The organism is Shimia biformata (assembly GCF_016888515.1).
GTDB classification, from domain to species: Bacteria; Pseudomonadota; Alphaproteobacteria; order Rhodobacterales; family Rhodobacteraceae; genus Shimia_A; species Shimia_A biformata.
Genome location: NZ_JAFEJK010000001.1, coordinates 1,973,551 through 1,990,194, shown reverse-complemented (window position 1 = coordinate 1,990,194; position 16,644 = coordinate 1,973,551). Strand labels below are relative to the sequence as shown.

The 16,644-nt window shown below is 63.6% G+C and carries 18 protein-coding genes; 16 read left to right on the top strand and 2 right to left on the bottom strand.

Annotated features, from left to right (window positions below):
* Positions 1–103 precede the first annotated feature (103 nt).
* From JQ863_RS09750 to JQ863_RS09725, 6 genes are all read left to right on the top strand, one after another.
* Positions 104–652 (top strand): outer membrane protein, encoded by a 549-nt coding sequence (locus JQ863_RS09750; protein WP_239113253.1) that lies wholly within the window; start codon positions 104–106, stop codon positions 650–652.
* Between the two features lie 91 nt (positions 653–743).
* The gene (gene mazG / locus JQ863_RS09745) at positions 744–1,577 is read left to right on the top strand and encodes a nucleoside triphosphate pyrophosphohydrolase (RefSeq protein ID WP_204114081.1); all 834 of its coding nucleotides are present in this window, start codon (positions 744–746) and stop codon (positions 1,575–1,577) included.
* Positions 1,578–1,677: 100 nt separating this feature from the next.
* The gene (locus JQ863_RS09740; protein ID WP_204115125.1) at positions 1,678–2,691 is read left to right on the top strand and encodes a Fe(3+) ABC transporter substrate-binding protein; all 1,014 of its coding nucleotides are present in this window, start codon (positions 1,678–1,680) and stop codon (positions 2,689–2,691) included.
* Between the two features lie 156 nt (positions 2,692–2,847).
* Positions 2,848–3,789, top strand: a complete 942-nt coding sequence (locus JQ863_RS09735; RefSeq protein ID WP_204114080.1) for a nucleoside hydrolase — start codon at positions 2,848–2,850, stop codon at positions 3,787–3,789.
* Complete coding sequence (locus JQ863_RS09730) at positions 3,786–4,235, top strand: GNAT family N-acetyltransferase (RefSeq protein WP_204114079.1); 450 nt, start codon at positions 3,786–3,788, stop codon at positions 4,233–4,235. Before JQ863_RS09735 ends, JQ863_RS09730 begins: the two co-directional genes overlap by 4 nt.
* 44 nt (positions 4,236–4,279) lie before the next feature.
* Positions 4,280–5,698: a protein adenylyltransferase SelO gene (locus JQ863_RS09725; RefSeq protein ID WP_204114078.1), complete on the top strand. Its 1,419-nt coding sequence runs from the start codon at positions 4,280–4,282 to the stop codon at positions 5,696–5,698.
* Here JQ863_RS09725 and JQ863_RS09720 read toward each other — a convergent pair.
* Complete coding sequence (locus tag JQ863_RS09720; RefSeq protein WP_204114077.1) at positions 5,695–6,579, bottom strand: DMT family transporter; 885 nt, start codon at positions 6,577–6,579, stop codon at positions 5,695–5,697. The genes JQ863_RS09725 and JQ863_RS09720 overlap by 4 nt on opposite strands.
* A 120-nt stretch (positions 6,580–6,699) precedes the next feature.
* Between JQ863_RS09720 and JQ863_RS09715 the strand changes: the two genes are divergently transcribed.
* From JQ863_RS09715 to JQ863_RS09685, 7 genes are all read left to right on the top strand, one after another.
* A complete protein-coding gene (locus tag JQ863_RS09715) occupies positions 6,700–7,443 on the top strand; it encodes an endonuclease/exonuclease/phosphatase family protein (RefSeq protein ID WP_204114076.1) in 744 nt (247 codons plus the stop codon).
* A complete protein-coding gene (locus JQ863_RS09710; RefSeq protein ID WP_204114075.1) occupies positions 7,440–8,291 on the top strand; it encodes a PhzF family phenazine biosynthesis protein in 852 nt (283 codons plus the stop codon). The genes JQ863_RS09715 and JQ863_RS09710 overlap by 4 nt, the downstream gene beginning before the upstream one ends.
* 79 nt (positions 8,292–8,370) lie before the next feature.
* On the top strand, positions 8,371–8,784 hold the full coding sequence (locus JQ863_RS09705; RefSeq protein ID WP_204114074.1) for a Fur family transcriptional regulator: 414 nt from the start codon (positions 8,371–8,373) through the stop codon (positions 8,782–8,784).
* 86 nt (positions 8,785–8,870) lie between these two features.
* A complete protein-coding gene (locus tag JQ863_RS09700; protein ID WP_204114073.1) occupies positions 8,871–9,767 on the top strand; it encodes a DMT family transporter in 897 nt (298 codons plus the stop codon).
* A 107-nt stretch (positions 9,768–9,874) separates the two neighbouring features.
* On the top strand, positions 9,875–11,152 hold the full coding sequence (eno, locus tag JQ863_RS09695; protein ID WP_204114072.1) for a phosphopyruvate hydratase: 1,278 nt from the start codon (positions 9,875–9,877) through the stop codon (positions 11,150–11,152).
* 159 nt (positions 11,153–11,311) lie between these two features.
* Entirely contained in the window at positions 11,312–12,016 is a 705-nt protein-coding gene (locus JQ863_RS09690; protein ID WP_204114071.1) for a haloacid dehalogenase type II, read from the top strand.
* The gene (locus JQ863_RS09685; protein WP_204114070.1) at positions 12,013–12,438 is read left to right on the top strand and encodes a cupin domain-containing protein; all 426 of its coding nucleotides are present in this window, start codon (positions 12,013–12,015) and stop codon (positions 12,436–12,438) included. Before JQ863_RS09690 ends, JQ863_RS09685 begins: the two co-directional genes overlap by 4 nt.
* Here the strand turns inward: JQ863_RS09685 and JQ863_RS09680 are convergent.
* A complete protein-coding gene (locus tag JQ863_RS09680) occupies positions 12,435–13,559 on the bottom strand; it encodes an anhydro-N-acetylmuramic acid kinase (RefSeq protein WP_420826272.1) in 1,125 nt (374 codons plus the stop codon). The genes JQ863_RS09685 and JQ863_RS09680 overlap by 4 nt on opposite strands.
* A gap of 63 nt (positions 13,560–13,622) precedes the next feature.
* Between JQ863_RS09680 and tyrS the strand changes: the two genes are divergently transcribed.
* The 3 genes from tyrS (at position 13,623) to JQ863_RS09665 (ending at position 16,634) form a co-directional block, all read left to right on the top strand.
* Positions 13,623–14,909: a tyrosine--tRNA ligase gene (tyrS, locus tag JQ863_RS09675; RefSeq protein WP_204114069.1), complete on the top strand. Its 1,287-nt coding sequence runs from the start codon at positions 13,623–13,625 to the stop codon at positions 14,907–14,909.
* 192 nt (positions 14,910–15,101) lie between these two features.
* The gene (locus JQ863_RS09670) at positions 15,102–15,857 is read left to right on the top strand and encodes an SDR family NAD(P)-dependent oxidoreductase (protein WP_204114068.1); all 756 of its coding nucleotides are present in this window, start codon (positions 15,102–15,104) and stop codon (positions 15,855–15,857) included.
* A gap of 183 nt (positions 15,858–16,040) precedes the next feature.
* Positions 16,041–16,634: an NAD(P)H-dependent oxidoreductase gene (locus tag JQ863_RS09665; protein WP_204114067.1), complete on the top strand. Its 594-nt coding sequence runs from the start codon at positions 16,041–16,043 to the stop codon at positions 16,632–16,634.
* The last annotated feature ends 10 nt before the right edge of the window (positions 16,635–16,644 follow it).

Sequence of the window (16,644 nt, the reverse complement as noted above, 5' to 3'; positions counted from 1 at the left end):
TTTTTTTGCTTAATTGATCAAAAACGGAACTACACTAATGAAAAAAATAAGCTTTCTTGCCGCGTCCCTGGTCTCGGTCGCAATGACTGCACAGGCAGGATCAATGGAAGACGCGCCCGCGGATACCGCTGTTGCCCCCGTCCCGGTCGAAAACGTCTGGCAAGGTTTTTATGGCGGTCTGAGCTTCAGCGGCGTTGGCGGCGGCATCAATGAAAACACGTTTGGCGGCCCACAGCCGGAGTTGGAATCGACCAGCGGCGTTGGTGCATTTGTCGGTTACAACTGGCAACGCGGAAATGCCGTATTTGGCGGTGAACTGGCCTATACTTCGTTTGAAACGCCGTTCGAAGGGTTTGCCTCGTCGTTCCAGAACAATGCGATCGAACTGCGGGCACGTGGCGGCTATGCCATGAACAATATCCTGTTCTATGGTTTTGTCGGCTATGCGACCTCGGAACTGGATGATGCGGGCAATGTATTTGAACAGTCCGGCGCATCCTATGGGATCGGTGCGGAATACCTGATCAAGAACCGCTATTCGGTGGGTCTTGAACTGTCGCGCCGCAGTGTTTCGGGTGAAGATGCCCTTGCCTCGGGCACCCTGGGCACTGATGTCGACATGGTGACTTTCCGCGCTGGCTATCACTTCTGATCCAGCCCCCATCTACGCTTGATGACGCCCGTGCCCTTGGCATGGGCGTTTTCATTTGGTCATCTGCGCACAGCAGAACGAAGGATTCGCCATGACCGACGACGCCCTGATCCACAGCACCGACCCCACCCGTCAGATGGACCGCCTGCTGGAAATCATGCGCCGCCTGCGCGACCCCGAAACAGGCTGTCCCTGGGACATCGAGCAGGATTTTTCCACCATTGCCCCCTATACGATCGAGGAAGCCTATGAGGTGGCCGACGCGATCGAACGCGCGGCGTGGGACGAGCTGAAGGGCGAGCTGGGCGATCTGCTGTTCCAGTCGGTGTTCCACGCGCAGATGGCGGATGAACGGGGATTGTTTTCCTTTGCCGATGTCGCCCGCACCATGTCGGACAAGATGGTGGCGCGGCATCCGCATGTCTTTGGCGACGAAAGCCGCGACAAGTCGGCCGAACAGCAGACCCGCGACTGGGAGACCGTGAAGGCCGCCGAACGCGCGGCCAAGGCGCAGGGCGGCACGCTCGATGGGGTGGCGCAGAACCTGCCGGCGCTTCTTCGGGCGGTAAAGCTGCAAAAACGCGCCGCGCGGGTCGGATTCGACTGGCCGGACGCAGGCCATGTGCTGGACAAGATCGCCGAGGAAACCCGCGAACTGGTTGAGGCCCGCGACCGCCTGTCACAGGCCGAAGTCGAGGAAGAGTTTGGCGACCTTCTGTTTGTCATGGCCAATCTTGCCCGCCACCTTGACGTCGAACCCGAAGGTGCCCTGCGCGCGGCCAATGCGAAATTCACGCGCCGTTTCAAAGGGATAGAGGATCGTCTTGCGGCAGCAAACAAACGCCCCGAAGACAGCGACCTGGCCGAGATGGACGCGCTCTGGGACGCTGTCAAAGCCGAAGAGAAACGCGCCGGCCGCGCCTGACAGTCTTTTCCGACCAGTTCATTCAGGTATTGACCCGACCAAAAATGTCGGGTTTATACGGCTGCAATTGACTTGCAACACCAACAAGATGAAGACACCCATGTTTGATGCACTCAAAACCACCACTTTCGCAGCCGCGGCCCTTGCCATCGCAACCCCGGTCCTTGCCGACGAGGTGAACGTCTATTCCTATCGCCAGCCCGAGCTGATCAAGCCGCTGACCGATGCTTTCACCGCCGAAACCGGCGTCAAGGTCAACGTCGCCTACCTGAACAAGGGCATGATCGAACGTCTGCAGTCCGAGGGCGACCGTTCGCCCGCCGACGTGGTTCTGACCGTCGATATCTCTCGTCTGGCCGCCGTTGTCGCCGCGGGCCTGACCCAGCCGGTCGAAAGCGCCACCCTGACCGCCAACGTCCCCGCGCAATACCGCGACCCCGACAACCAGTGGTACGGCCTGACCACCCGCGCGCGCATCGTCTATGCCTCGAAGGACCGTGTCGCCGAGGGGGAAATCACCACCTACGAAGACCTGGCCGACCCGAAATGGAAGGGCCGCATCTGCACCCGTTCGGGCACCCACGCCTATAACATCGCGCTGACCTCGGCGATGATCGAGCATCACGGGCTGGAAGGCGCCAAGACCTGGCTGGAAGGCATCAAGGCCAACCTCGCCCGCAAACCGCAGGGCAATGACCGCGCGCAGGTCAAGGCGATCTGGGCCGGCGAATGCGACGTGTCGATCGGCAACACCTATTACATGGGCAAGATGCTGGCCGACGAGGAACAGAAAGCCTGGGCCGACAGCGTGAACGTGGTCTTCCCGACCTTCGAGGACGCCGGAACCCATGTGAACATCTCGGGTGTGGCGATGACCAAATCCTCGCCGAACAAGGATAACGCGCTGAAATTCATGGAATTCCTGACTTCGCCTCAGGCGCAGGAAATCTATGCCAAGGCCAATTTCGAATACCCGATCGCGCCGGGCACCAAGGCCGATCCGCTGGTCGAAGGCTGGGGCAGCTTCACCGCTGACGACACCAACCTGATGACCCTTGCGGGCCACCGTTCGGACGCGTTGAAAATCACCGAAGAAGTCGATTTCGACGGCTGATCCCGACGATCACAGGCAAGAAACCGGGCGGGCCTTGGGGTCCGCCCTTTTTCGTTTGTCCCAGAATGCCCGCCCGCATTGGCCGAACACCGCCGCCGGGCTGGACATCCCCCCGGCCCCTTGTCAGGGTGGCGCGAAACGAACCGGGAAAAAGACATGACCGCGCGAAAGATCATCATCGACACCGATCCGGGCCAGGACGACGCCGTCGCCATCCTTCTGGCGCTGGCCAGCCCCGACGAGATCGAGGTTCTGGGCATCACCGCCGTTGCCGGGAACGTGCCGCTGGCGCTGACCCAGAAAAACGCCCGCATCATCTGCGAACTGGCGGGGCGGCCGGATATCCGGGTCTTTGCCGGCTGCGAGGGTCCGCTGGGGCGCAAGCTGGTGACGGCGGAACATGTGCATGGGCAAACCGGGCTGAACGGCCCCGTCCTGCCCGACCCGACCATGCCCTTGCAGGATCAGCACGGCGTTGACTTCATCATCGAGACATTGCGCGATCAGCCCATGGGCAGCGTCACGCTCTGCCCGCTGGGACCGCTGACCAATATCGCCATGGCCTTCCGCAAGGCCCCCGACATTGTCCCACGCGTGCGCGAGATCGTGTTGATGGGCGGCGCGTATTTCGAGGTGGGCAACATCACCCCCGCAGCGGAATTCAACATTTACGTCGATCCGCAAGCCGCTGATATCGTGTTCAAATCTGGCGTTGATATCGTGGTGATGCCTCTGGATGTCACCCACAAGGCGCTGGTGACGAAGCCGCGCAACGACGCCTTCCGCGCCATTGGCAACCGGGTCGGCGAAGCGGTGGCTGAGATGACCGATTTCTTTGAGCGCTTCGACAAGGAGAAATACGGATCAAACGGCGCGCCGCTACATGACCCTTGTGTCACCGCCTATCTGATCCGGCCCGATCTGTTCACCGGCCGCCACATCAATGTCGAGATCGAAACCCGCTCGGAACTGACCATGGGCATGACCGTTGCCGACTGGTGGCGGGTCAGCGGACGCCCCGCCAACGCAACCTTCATGGGTGACATCGACGCCGACGGGTTCTTTGCCCTTCTGACCGAAAGGCTGGCCCGGCTATGACCACCGCCCTGCACCTTGCCCGCCCCGCCGATATCGACGTGCTTCTGCCACTGGTCGGTGCGTTCCACGCCGAGGAAGGCATCGCGCTGGATGACGATGACCGGCGCGCGGGGCTGATGCCGCTCTTGGAGGGCATCCCGCATGGTGCGGTCTATCTGATCGGCCCGCAACGCGCGCCGGTGGGCTATGTGGTGGTGACCTTCGGCTGGTCGATCGAGTTCGGCGGCATGGACAGTTTCATCGACGAATTGTTCATCCGGCCCGCCGTGCGGCGGCGCGGCATGGCCGGAGATGTTCTGATCGCGCTGCCAAACGCGCTGGCCGAGGCCGGGGTCAAGGCCATTCACCTTGAGGTCGATAGCGACAATGAATCGGCGCGGCGGCTTTACTCGCGCGCCGGGTTCGAATTGCGGGACCGCTATGCGCTGATGACGCGGCGCTTGTAAGTGGCGCCCTGTGACTTTGGCTATTCCGCGATTATATCTCTGACATGACCCTCTCGATTCCCTTCGACAACAGCTATGCCCGCCTGCCCGCATCGCTGTTCACCCGGCAGTCGCCCCAGCCGGTGACCGCGCCCGAGCTTCTGGCGTTCAACCGCGCTCTTGCCGCCGATCTCGGGATCACCGAGGGCGACAATGCCGAGATGGGCCGCGTCTTTGGCGGCAATGCCGTGCCTGCGGGCGCCGACCCGCTGGCGCAGCTTTATGCCGGCCACCAATTCGGCAACTGGAACCCGCAACTGGGCGATGGCCGCGCAGTTCTGCTGGGCGAGGTCGTGGCCGGTGGCAACCGCTATGACATTCAACTCAAGGGCTCGGGCCGCACGCCCTATTCGCGGGGCGGCGACGGGCGCGCGTGGCTAGGGCCGGTGCTGCGCGAGTTTGTGGTCTCGGAAGCGATGCACGCGCTTGGCGTGCCCACCACCCGCGCATTGGCCGCCGTTGCCACCGGCGACACGATCTGGCGCGACGATGGCCCGCTGCCCGGCGCGGTGCTGACCCGTGTCGCCGCCAGCCACATCCGCGTCGGCACGTTCCAGGTGCTGGCCGCACGCGGCATGACGGCCGAGCTTCAGGCGCTTTATGACCACGTCGTCGACCGGCATTACCCGGACGTGACCTCTCCGGCCGGGCTGCTGGACGCGGTGATCGCGCGGCAGGCAGAACTGATCCCGCACTGGATGTCAGTCGGGTTCATCCATGGGGTGATGAACACCGACAATACCGCGATTTCGGGCGAGACCATCGACTATGGGCCCTGCGCCTTCATGGACGAATACCACCCGAACACGGTTTTCTCGTCGATTGACAGGCAGGGGCGTTATGCATTTTCGAACCAGCCCGACATCATCGTCTGGAACATGGCGCAGCTGGCGACGGCACTGGTGCCGCTGATGCCGGATGCAGATGACGCGGTAAAAGAGTTCACCGCCGCCATTCACGGCATGGGACCGATGTTGCAGGCCAACTGGCTGCGCCGTTTTGCCGCCAAGATCGGGATTGCCGCGCCGAAATCCGAAGACCTGGAACTGGTGACCTCGCTGCTGACCCTGATGGCGCATGGACAATCAGATTTCACCAATACATTCCGCGCCTTGTCGGGCAAAGCTGCAGTGGATCAGTTCACCGACCGGGACGCGTTCCGGGCGTGGGAAACGCGTTGGCGCAAGCGGCTTGAGACCGAAGATGACCCGGTTCGGGTCATGGATGCCGCGAACCCGGCCTTCATCCCGCGCAACCACAGGATCGAAGAGATGATCGCCGCCGCGCAGACCGGCGACATGATGCCGTTCGAACGGCTGATGAACGTCCTGTCGCGCCCCTATGACGATCAGCCCGAAAATGCCGACCTGACCCGTCCTCCAACGGAGAACGAGCGGGTCATGGCGACCTTCTGCGGAACCTAGGATCTGGGTTTGCGGTTGATCAGCACCAGCCCCGCCGCCACCAGCCCCAGCGCCGCGATGATCGACGGGCCGATCTCCTCACCCAGAAGCCACCAGCCCAGAAGGACCGAAAAGACCGGCGACAGGAAGCTGAACGAGGCCACGGACGAGGCCGGGTAGACGGTCAGAAGGAAGAACCAGAACAGGAAGCCAAGCGAGGCGATGGCGACCGACTGGAACACCAGCCCTGCCACATGGCCCATGTTCGGGTCGCGCAGCAGGTCGCCGAACAGCGGTGCAACCAGCAACAGGATCGGCGCCGAGACGACAAGCTGCCACAAAAGCTGGCTTTCCGGGATCTCGCGCGAGATCGGCGTCAACCGCACCGCCAGCGCAATCCCGCCCCACGAGAGTGCGGCCCCCAGTGCGGCAAGGTCTCCGATCAGACTGGCGGTGCCGCCCTGCCGGTCCAGCATCGCTACCCCGACCCCGGCCATCGCCAGCAAAAGCCCGGTCAGGCGCACGGGCGTCAGGTGTTCATTCGGCAGGAAGACGTGACCGGCCAGCGCCAGCCACACCGGCATGGAATAGAAGATGATGCTGGTGCGGCTAACCGTGGTCAGGTCCAAAGCCATGAAAAGACACACGAATTCGAAGGCAAACAGCCCACCCAGCAGCAGGCCCGGCCAAAGCATGTCCCGCGCCAGACGCGCCGGTTTGCTGCGCAGCCAGATCCAGGCCAGCAGGACCAGAATGGCAAGACCCGACCGCAGCCCGGCGGCAAAAACCGGGCCAAACCCGCCATTCGTCAGCTTGATCACCACCTGGTTGAACGCCAGAAGCAGCGAGAAAAACGTCAGCGCAACGGCGCCGCCCAGATCGACATGAGATTTGCGTTCCATGCCTTCCCTTCGCGCCGGATCGTGAACATGTCAAGCAGTTCGCCCGCTGCGGGCAAAAACTTTCGTGACATTGGTCAACGGGCGGTTGCCTCTGGCCGGTTCATCGCCAACATTAGGGACATGACCCCGACCCTGCGCATCGCCAGCTATAATCTTCAGAAATGCGTTGGCCTCGACATGCGGCGGCGGCCGGACCGGACGCTGCGGGTGATCGACGCGCTAAAGGCGTCGGTCGTGGTGCTGCAAGAGGCGGACAAACGCCTGCCGCCGCGCCCCGCCGCCCTGCCCCGCGATCTTCTGGCAAGCCATGGCTGGCGGATCCTGCCCTTTGGCCAGCCCAAGGGATCGCTGGGATTTCACGGCAACGCCATTCTTGTGCGGCCCGAAGTGACCATGGTGGCGCGCGAAAAGATCGACCTGCCCGGACTTGAACCGCGCGGCGCGGTGCGGGCGGACCTGATGACCCCGATCGGCCCCCTGCGGATTGTCGGCGTGCATCTGGGGCTGTTGCGCCGGTATCGGCTGTTGCAGCTTCAGGCGGTGACACGCGGGCTGCGCGACCTGCCGCCAATGCCGACGCTTCTGGCGGGGGATTTCAACGAATGGGGTCCAGTTTCGGCGCTGGACACCGCCACGCCGGGTCTGCGCTTTGCCAAGGCCGCGCATTCCTTTCCCGCCCCGCGTCCCGTGGCGGCGCTGGACCGGTTCGCACTTGGTCCCGGGCTCGAGGCCGCGGCCACCGGGGTTTTTACCGGGCGCCCCGCGCCAATTGCCTCGGATCACCTGCCGGTCTGGATCGACCTGGCGCCCGCGACCCCGCCGGTCGCAGACACAGACCAGAAAGAAGCCGAGTTACAACCATGACCCGATACCTTGTTTACGACGTGTTTTCCGAAACCCCGTTTGGCGGCAACCAACTGGCGGTCATTCCCGACGCCACCACCCTGCCCGAGGACGACCTGCAGCGCATCGCGGCCGAGTTCAACTTCTCGGAAACCACCTTTGTCTATCCGCCCGAGGACCCGGCCCACACCGCGCGGGTGCGCATTTTCACGCCGACGATGGAGGTGCCCTTTGCCGGACACCCCACCATCGGCACGGCGATTGCGCTGGCCGATGCGGGGCATGCCCCCGAGATGGTGCTTGAACTGGGGATTGGCCCGATCAAGGCCCATGCCACGCCGCACTCGGCGCGCTTCACCACCACCGCCGCGCTGGACACCATCGCCCATCCCGACCCGGCGCTGATCGCCCGTTGTCTTGGGCTTGATGAGAGCAGCCTCGAAACCGCCACCCATGCGCCGGTCATGGCAAGCCTTGGACTTGCCTTTACCATCACCCAGTTGAAGTCCCGCGCCGACCTTGCCGCGATCCAGACCGATATCGGCGCCTTCCGGGACGGCAACGCCCGCTATCCCTCGGGTCTGGACTTTGCGCAGTTCGCTTATGTCCGTGACGAAACCGACGGGGACACGGTGCATGCCCGCATGTTCGCCCCGCTTGACAATATCCCCGAAGACCCGGCCACGGGCAGCGCCTGCGCGACGCTGGCAGCGCTTTTGTCTGCGCTGGAAGGGCGCGATCTGTCCCTGACCGTGCATCAGGGCGACGACATGGGCCGCGCCAGCGTGATCGGGCTGAAAACCGACGGCCCCGCCGTTACCGTCAGCGGCAGCGCCGTTCTGGTGATGCGCGGCGAACTGGCGTATTAGGCGACAAAAGGGTTTCGCAACGCGCGCGTTAGGGCTAGGAAAGTGGCCCAGACCAATCAGACCACAAGCGCCACGCCCAATGTCCGACACGATCCTTTCCCGCTGCGAGGCCAAGGGCCTGCGCCTGACCGACCAGCGCCGCACCATTGCCGCCGTGCTTGAGGAAAGCGACGATCACCCGGATGTCGAGGAACTCTATGCCCGCGCCTCGGCGCGCGACGCGGGGATTTCTCTGGCAACGGTCTATCGCACCGTCAAGCTGTTCGAGGAATCGGGCATTCTTGACAAGCTCGAGTTCGGCGACGGGCGCGCGCGTTATGAGGATGCCGAACGCGAACATCACGACCACCTGATCGACATCAATTCCGGCGAGGTGATCGAGTTCGTCGACCCCGAGATCGAGGCGCTTCAGGAAAAGATCGCGGAAAAGCTGGGCTATCGGCTGAAGGGTCACAAGCTTGAGCTTTACGGCGTGCCGATCAAGAAATCCTGACACCTCTGCCCGCACTTTACCTTTTGATCAAATACAGGTAGCGCGGAAGGACGCGCCCATTGGCGCCCCCCTTGGACCTCTGCGCGATGAACAACCTGCACAGCATCCTTCTGATGACCTTCTCGATGTTCTGCTTCGGGGTCGAGGATTTCATGATCAAGCATATGGCCGCGTCGCTGCCGCCGGGTCAGGTCCTGTTGATGCTGGGGTTTGGCGGCGCGGTGATCTTTGCCGCGATTGCCAAGGCGCGCGGCCAAGCACTTTTCCCGACCGGAGCAGGCACCGGAATGCTGTATCTGCGCAGCGCGCTGGAAGGCATGCTGGCGATCTGCATGGTGCTGGGCCTGTGGTTGGTGCCGCTGTCGGTTTTTGCCACCGTGTTGCAGACCAGCCCGCTGATGCTGACCATGGGGGCGGCGCTGTTTCTTGGGGAAACCGTGGGCTGGCGCCGCTGGGCGGCGATCTCGGTCGGCTTCTTTGGCATCCTGCTGATCATCCGCCCCGGCACCACCGGGTTTGACCCGGCCACGCTGCTGGTGCTGGCGGCGACGGTTCTGATCTCGGCCCGTGATCTGATCTCGCGCCGCTTGCCGAAATCCGTGCCGTCGCTGACGGTGGCGTTTCAGGGGTTTGCGGCATTGGTGATTTCCGGCCCGCTTCTGATGCTGGTGATGGGCACCGCGCTTGTGCCGGCAACCGCGGGCCAGACTGCGGGCATGGCAACGACTGTTCTGTTTGGCGTCATGGGCTATTTCGCGATTGTCGTCTCGACCCGGATCGGCGACGCCGTGGCGCTGGCGCCGTTTCGCTATACCCGCATGGTCTTTGCGCTGATCCTGGGCATCGTGATTCTGGGCGAGCGCCCCGAGATGCTGACCTATCTTGGCGCCGGGCTGATCATTGCCTCGGGGCTTTACACCTATCTGCGCGAACGCCGCATCGCCATGCAGATGACAGAAGCTCCGTTACAACCAAACTGTTAGCCCTAACCTGATAAAAAGTACGCTGTTAGCGATAACATGCCCTGTTGATTTTCGCGGCTTCGCTGTTATAGCTCTGCGCAACATTCCTCATTGCAAGGGCGACCCCCATGAGCACCATCATCGACATTCACGCACGCGAAATCCTGGACAGCCGGGGCAACCCCACGGTCGAGGTCGACGTGATCCTGGAAGACGGCACCATGGGCCGCGCCGCCGTGCCTTCGGGCGCATCCACCGGTGCGCATGAGGCGGTTGAAAAGCGCGACGGCGACAAGAGCCGCTACATGGGCAAGGGTGTGCTTGAGGCGGTCGCCGCCGTGAACGGCGAGATTGCCGAGGCGCTGGTCGGCTTCGACGCCACCGAACAGGTCGCGATCGACGAAGCGATGATCGAACTGGACGGCACCCCCAACAAGGGCCGCCTTGGGGCCAACGCCATCCTGGGCGTGTCGATGGCCGTCGCCAAGGCCGCCGCGGATTTCACCGCCCAGCCGCTGTTCCGCTATGTCGGCGGCACCTCGGCCCGCGTGCTGCCGGTGCCGATGATGAACATCATCAACGGCGGCGAACATGCCGACAACCCGATCGACATCCAGGAATTCATGATCATGCCGGTTTCGGCCGCCAATATCCGCGAAGCGGTGCGCATGGGATCGGAAGTGTTCCACACCCTGAAAAAGGAACTTTCCGCCGCTGGCCTGTCCACGGGCATCGGCGACGAGGGCGGCTTTGCCCCCAACATCGCCTCGACCCGCGCGGCGCTGGATTTCATCAAGGCGTCGGTCGAGAAAGCGGGCTACAAGCTGGGCGAAGACATCTTCCTGGCGCTGGACTGCGCCTCGACCGAGTATTTCGTCGACGGCAAATACGAGATGAAGGGCGAAGGCAAATCGCTGACATCCGCCGAAAACGCGCAATACCTGGCGGACCTCTGCAACGATTACCCGATCATCTCGATCGAGGACGGCATGGCCGAGGATGACTGGGAAGGCTGGAAGATGCTGACCGACCTGATCGGCGACAAGGTGCAGCTGGTTGGCGACGACCTGTTCGTGACCAACCCAGCGCGTCTGGCCGACGGAATCGCACAGGGCGTTGCCAACTCGATGCTGGTCAAGGTCAACCAGATCGGCACGCTGACCGAGACCCTGAAAGCGGTCGATATGGCGCATCGGGCGCGCTATACCAACGTCATGTCCCACCGCTCGGGCGAGACCGAGGACGCCACCATCGCCGACCTCGCCGTCGCCACCAACTGCGGCCAGATCAAGACCGGCTCGCTGGCGCGGTCGGACCGGCTGGCGAAATACAACCAGCTGATCCGCATCGAGGAACTTCTGGGTGAAACGGCGGAATATGCCGGACGCTCGATCCTGAAGGGCTGAGCCCGACAACCTCACAGTGAAACGGGGCGCGGCATCGGCTTGCGCCCCTTTTTTTTGTGCCCCAAGGCCGCGTCCCGAATGGGCCACGGCGGTTGCCTTCTACAGCGCAGGCGCCACAAGAGCTTGAACAATCCGGCGCTTGCGCGTTTAGTCGGGGCCATGTCACCCAAAGCCCTTATCTTTGATGTGTTTGGCACCTGCGTCGACTGGCGCAGCTCGGTTGCACGAGACGTTGCCGCCGCCCTGCCCGGTGTCGATGCCCTTGCCTTTGCCGACGCGTGGCGCGGCGAATATGACCCGGCCATGGCGCGGGTGCGCGACGGCAACCGGGGTTATGTCGCGCTGGATGTGCTGCACCGGGAAAATCTTGACCGTGTCGCCAAGCGTTTCGGTGTCGATCCGGGCAACCCGGACGCGCTGAACCAAGCCTGGGAGCGGCTGACGCCCTGGCCCGATGTCGTGCCCGGCCTGACACGCCTCAGGCGGCGGGCCATCATCGCGCCCTGCTCGAACGGGTCGATTGCGCTGATGACCCGGCTGGCGCGGTTTGCCGGGCTGCCGTGGGACTGTATCCTGGGCGCCGATATCGCGCAGGACTACAAACCCAACCCATCGGTTTACCTGGCCAGCTGCGCCGCGCTGCGCCTGCCGCCCGACGAAGTGATGATGGTGGCCGCCCACAACAACGACCTGGTCGCAGCCCGCGCCGCCGGGTTGCAAACCGCCTTCGTGCTGCGACGGTCGGAACACGGACCGGATCAGGAAACCGACCTGTCCCCAACCGACAACTGGGACATTATCGCCAATGATTTCAACGAGGTCGCCGCAATACTTGAGGCAAAATTCGCGGTTCCGTCGCCATGACAAACGCACAACAGATCATCCAACAGCTGAACCTGTCGCCCCATCCCGAAGGCGGGCATTACCGGCAGACATGGATCGCCGAGGCCGCAGGCGGCGACCGGCCCAGCGGCACCGCGATCCTGTTCCTGCTGGCCCACGGCGAGCGCAGCCATTGGCACCGGGTCGACGCGGTCGAGATCTGGCATTTCCACGCCGGCGCGCCACTGATCCTGTCGATCTCGGAAAACGATACAGGTCCCGCCGAACGGCGTGTCCTTGGCCCTGACCTGACTGCCGGCCAATCGCCGCAACTGATCGTGCCAAAAGACCACTGGCAGGCCGCCGAGACCACCGGGGACTGGACGCTGGTCGGTTGCACCGTGTCGCCGGGTTTTCAGTTCGACGGGTTTACCCTCGCCCCGGAAGGCTTTAATATTCCTTAGTCTTCTTCCGGCCTGCTGACCACGCCGCCCCCCACCAGCGCCCGCACGCCGGTGGTCGAGGGACAGGAGGTCGGCAAGCCCTTGGCGACCCGCACCGCGAGATAGGCAAAAGCCTGTGCTTCCAGCATGTCGCCATCCAGACCCACCGTCTCGACCGGGGCGACGGGACAATCAAGCGACACGCGCAGCATCTCCATCAGGACCGGGTTGTGCCGCCCGCCGCCCGTCACCAGAACCTGACCCGGCAGTTTCGGGCAGTGGATCATGCCTTGCGCGACGGCGGCGGCGCTCATCGCGGTCAGGGTGGCGACGGCATCGGCATCCGACAGTTCCCGCACCAGCCCGATCATTTCGGGAAAATCGTTCCGGTCCAGCGACTTCGGCGGCATTCTTGAGAAATACGGCTCGGCCAGAAACAGTTCCAGCGCCCCGGTTTCGACCCGCCCCTTGCGGGCCAGTTCGCCATCGCGGTCAAAGTCGATCCCCAGACGCTCGCGCACGAAATCATTGATTGGCGCATTGGCGGGACCGGTGTCAAAGGCGACCAGCGCGCCCTTGTCCTCGGGCCGGTCGCAGGACGGGTCGACCCATGTCACATTGCCCACGCCGCCAAGGTTCAGAAACACGACGGGCTCCGTCAGCCCGGCCCATTTTGCGCAGGCGAAATGAAAGAACGGCGCCAGCGGCGCGCCCTCGCCGCCCAGTTCCACATCGGCCGAGCGGAAATCCCACACCACCGGGCATTCCAGCGCCTCGGCCAAAACCTGACCATCGCCCACCTGCAACGTGCCGCGCCCGCGTGGATCATGGGCCAGCGTCTGGCCGTGGAAGCCGACAAGGTCAACGCCCTGAAACTGGCCCAGCAATTCGACATGGGCGGCCTCGACCACATCCGCCGCCGCCTCGACCGCGTCGCCCGACCAGCAGCCCAGCCCGGCGGCCAGAACCGCGCGTTCGGCTTCGGAATAGGGCCGGTAGGCGCTGTCGCCAAATGCGTGGATCACATGGCCGTCGGTCTCGACGATGGCCGCATCGACCCCATCCAGCGATGTGCCCGACATCGCCCCCAGCGCCCGCATCACCCGCCCCTTTTCTGCGTCCCTGTCACGGCCCTTCAACATGGCCTTTTCCTTTGCCCCTATGCCGCCTATACACGGCCCCGCAAACCATACGGGACCAAAGACATGACCTACCACCCCAAATCGGAATTCATCCGCGTGATGATGGAACGCGGTTTCCTTGCTGACTGCACCGATTATCAGGGCCTCGACGAGGCGCTGAACATGGGGGGTGTGCCGGGTTATATCGGCTTTGACGCAACCGCCAAGAGCCTTCATGTCGGATCGCTGATCCAGATCATGACGCTGCGCTGGCTGCAGAAAACGGGTCACAAGCCGATCACGCTGATGGGCGGCGGCACCACCAAGGTCGGTGATCCGTCATTCCGGGCCGATGAGCGCCCGCTGCTGACGCCCGACCAGATCGACGACAATATCGCCGGCATCAAGCAGGTCTTTGCCAAATACATCGCCTATGAAGATGGCCCCATGCCCTCAAGCAGCGAAGCGGTAGGGCGTGATAATGTCGCGCTGATGCTGAACAACGCCGAGTGGCTCGACAGCCTGAACTACCTCGATTTCCTGCGCGACATCGGGCGGCATTTCAGCGTCAACCGGATGCTGTCGTTTGAATCGGTGAAATCCCGGCTCGACCGCGAACAATCGCTGTCCTTCCTGGAATTCAACTACATGATCCTCCAGGCCTATGACTTCATGGAGCTGAACCGGCGCTATGGCTGCCTGGTGCAGTTCGGCGGCAGCGACCAGTGGGGCAATATCGTCAATGGTATCGACCTGACCCGCCGGGTGATCGACCACGAGGTCTATGGCCTGACGACGCCGCTTCTGACCACCTCGGATGGCAAGAAGATGGGCAAGACCGCCGATGGCGCGATCTGGCTCAATGCCGACATGCGGTCGCCTTACGAGTTCTGGCAGTTCTGGCGCAACACCACCGACGCCGACGTCGGCCGCTTCCTCAAGCTTTATACCGAGCTTCCCGTGGATGAATGCGACCGCCTTGGCGCGCTGGCCGGGTCCGAGATCAACGAGGCCAAGATCCGCCTTGCCAACGAGGTCACGACCCTGTGCCACGGGGCCGAGGCCGCCGCCGCAGCCGAGGCAACCGCGCGCGAGGTCTTTGAAAAAGGCGGCATTGGCGACGACCTGCCGACCCTGACCCTGTCCCCGGACGAGGTCGCGGGCGGTATCTCGATCGTGCAGCTGATCGTGCGCTCGGGATTGGCGAAATCGGGCAAGGACGCCAAGCGGCTGATCGCGGAAAACGGCGCGCGGCTTGACGACGCGCCGCTGACCGATGCGGGCACCATGATCGACGCGGCCGCGCTTGCCTCGCCGATCAAGCTGTCGGCAGGCAAGAAACGCCACGCGCTGGTGCAGTTGGAAAGCTGATCCCGCTTCCTCTTGCCACAAATACCTTGGGGTGAGCCTTGGGGACGCGAACCGCGTCTTCAAGGCGAGGGGCAACGCCCCTCTCCCAACTCCTGTTCCCCGGACTCTCCCGCAACGTCGCGTCGCGCTTTACAGCGAAGTTGACGTTACGCTATCTGAACGCATGTTCATTTAACCGGGAGGAACCGCCCCATGAAACTCGACACCACCTGCGCCGTGATCACCGGCGGCGCCTCGGGCCTGGGCGAAGCCACGGCCCGCCACTTTGCCGCAAACGGTGCCAAAGTCGCGCTGTTTGACCTGAACGAAGAGGCCGGTCAGAAGGTCGCCGCCGAACTGGGCGGCACCTTCCACAAGACCGACGTGACCGACGAAGACTCGGTCGCCGCCGCCATTGCCGCCGCCAGGGACGCCATGGGCAGCATCACCGCCGCCGTGAACTGCGCCGGGATCGCGCCCGCCGCGACGACCATCGGCAAGAACGGCCCGCACCCGCTGCACACGTTCCAGAAGACCATCGACATCAACCTTGTCGGATCCTTCAACGTCGCCCGCCTTGCCGCCGAGGTCATGGCGCAGAATGACGCCGAAGCGGATGGCGCGCGGGGTGTCATCATCAACACCGCCTCAATCGCCGCGATGGACGGGCAGCGCGGTCAGGCCGCCTATGCCGCCTCCAAGGGCGGGATTGTCGGGCTGTCCCTGCCCATGGCGCGCGACCTGGCCCGCTCGGGCATCCGCGTCATGGCGATCGCGCCGGGTATCTTCCTGACCCCGATGCTGAAAGGTCTGCCGCAAGAGGTGCAGGACCAGCTGGCCGCAGACGTGACCTGCCCGAAACGGCTGGGCGATCCGTCGGAATACGCCCGCCTTGCCGGGTTCATCGTCGAGAACGGCTATCTCAACGGCGAGGTCATCCGCATCGACGGCGCGCTTCGGATGCAGTGACGCGACATGGACAGCTGCGCGCCCCGGCACCGGGGTGCGCATTACCGGATATTTTCCAACCAACTGTTTTTATTATACCTTTGACGCTTGACCTCAACCTAAGTTGAGAGACTAGAACCTTCTGACCGCAAGCGGCCAATCACGGTGGTGGCTGCCCCCAATGGACAAAAGGTGCGCGTCTGGATGCATATTCTCACGGTTCTCGACCACCCCGACAAATCCTCGTTCAGCGCCGCTGCCGCGCGTTCTTTCATGGCCGGCGCGACGGCGGCGGGTCATAGCTGCGAGCTGGCCGACCTGCATGCCGAAGGCTTTGACCCGCGCTGGTCGATGGCCGATATCGACGCCGATGCGCGCCCCGAAACCACACCCCCGGACGTCCTTCAGGAACAGGCACGTGTGGCGCGGGCCGATGCGGTCTGTCTTGTCTTTCCGCTGTTCTGGTGGGGGATGCCTGCGATGACAAAGGGCTGGGTCGACCGGGTCTTTAGCTGGGGCTGGGCCTATGATCAGCTGGGCGACCCGGACCTGTCCCTGCAACGCCCCCGCAGCGGTGTGCTGCTGGTTCCGGCGGGGGCCAGATCGGACGAGATTCGCGCCAAGGGGCATTTGCAGGCGATGGAAACCACGTGGATTGACGGCACGTTTGGCTATTTCGGCCTGTCCCCGCGCAGGCTTGAGCTGCTGTGCGGCGCCAGGGGGTCGGCGGACCGTCGCGCCGCACTGCTGGCACGCTGCGCGCAGATTGGTGCCACCTTGCCCTGCCCCGGTGCCTGACAGCGGACAC

Bases quoted from the DNA above. Each gene is read 5' to 3' on its own strand.
- JQ863_RS09730 (WP_204114079.1), top strand. From the start codon at position 3,786: ATGACCACCGCCCTGCACCTTGCCCGCCCCGCCGATATCGACGTGCTT.
- tyrS (WP_204114069.1), top strand. From the start codon at position 13,623: ATGACCTACCACCCCAAATCGGAATTCATCCGCGTGATGATGGAACGC.
- JQ863_RS09725 (WP_204114078.1), top strand. From the start codon at position 4,280: ATGACCCTCTCGATTCCCTTCGACAACAGCTATGCCCGCCTGCCCGCA.
- JQ863_RS09700 (WP_204114073.1), top strand. From the start codon at position 8,871: ATGAACAACCTGCACAGCATCCTTCTGATGACCTTCTCGATGTTCTGC.
- JQ863_RS09740 (WP_204115125.1), top strand. From the start codon at position 1,678: ATGTTTGATGCACTCAAAACCACCACTTTCGCAGCCGCGGCCCTTGCC.
- JQ863_RS09720 (WP_204114077.1), bottom strand. From the start codon at position 6,579: ATGGAACGCAAATCTCATGTCGATCTGGGCGGCGCCGTTGCGCTGACG.
- mazG (WP_204114081.1), top strand. From the start codon at position 744: ATGACCGACGACGCCCTGATCCACAGCACCGACCCCACCCGTCAGATG.
- JQ863_RS09665 (WP_204114067.1), top strand. From the start codon at position 16,041: ATGCATATTCTCACGGTTCTCGACCACCCCGACAAATCCTCGTTCAGC.
- JQ863_RS09715 (WP_204114076.1), top strand. From the start codon at position 6,700: ATGACCCCGACCCTGCGCATCGCCAGCTATAATCTTCAGAAATGCGTT.
- JQ863_RS09710 (WP_204114075.1), top strand. From the start codon at position 7,440: ATGACCCGATACCTTGTTTACGACGTGTTTTCCGAAACCCCGTTTGGC.
- eno (WP_204114072.1), top strand. From the start codon at position 9,875: ATGAGCACCATCATCGACATTCACGCACGCGAAATCCTGGACAGCCGG.
- JQ863_RS09750 (WP_239113253.1), top strand. From the start codon at position 104: ATGGAAGACGCGCCCGCGGATACCGCTGTTGCCCCCGTCCCGGTCGAA.
- JQ863_RS09685 (WP_204114070.1), top strand. From the start codon at position 12,013: ATGACAAACGCACAACAGATCATCCAACAGCTGAACCTGTCGCCCCAT.
- JQ863_RS09670 (WP_204114068.1), top strand. From the start codon at position 15,102: ATGAAACTCGACACCACCTGCGCCGTGATCACCGGCGGCGCCTCGGGC.
- JQ863_RS09680 (WP_420826272.1), bottom strand. From the start codon at position 13,559: ATGTTGAAGGGCCGTGACAGGGACGCAGAAAAGGGGCGGGTGATGCGG.
- JQ863_RS09705 (WP_204114074.1), top strand. From the start codon at position 8,371: ATGTCCGACACGATCCTTTCCCGCTGCGAGGCCAAGGGCCTGCGCCTG.
- JQ863_RS09735 (WP_204114080.1), top strand. From the start codon at position 2,848: ATGACCGCGCGAAAGATCATCATCGACACCGATCCGGGCCAGGACGAC.
- JQ863_RS09690 (WP_204114071.1), top strand. From the start codon at position 11,312: ATGTCACCCAAAGCCCTTATCTTTGATGTGTTTGGCACCTGCGTCGAC.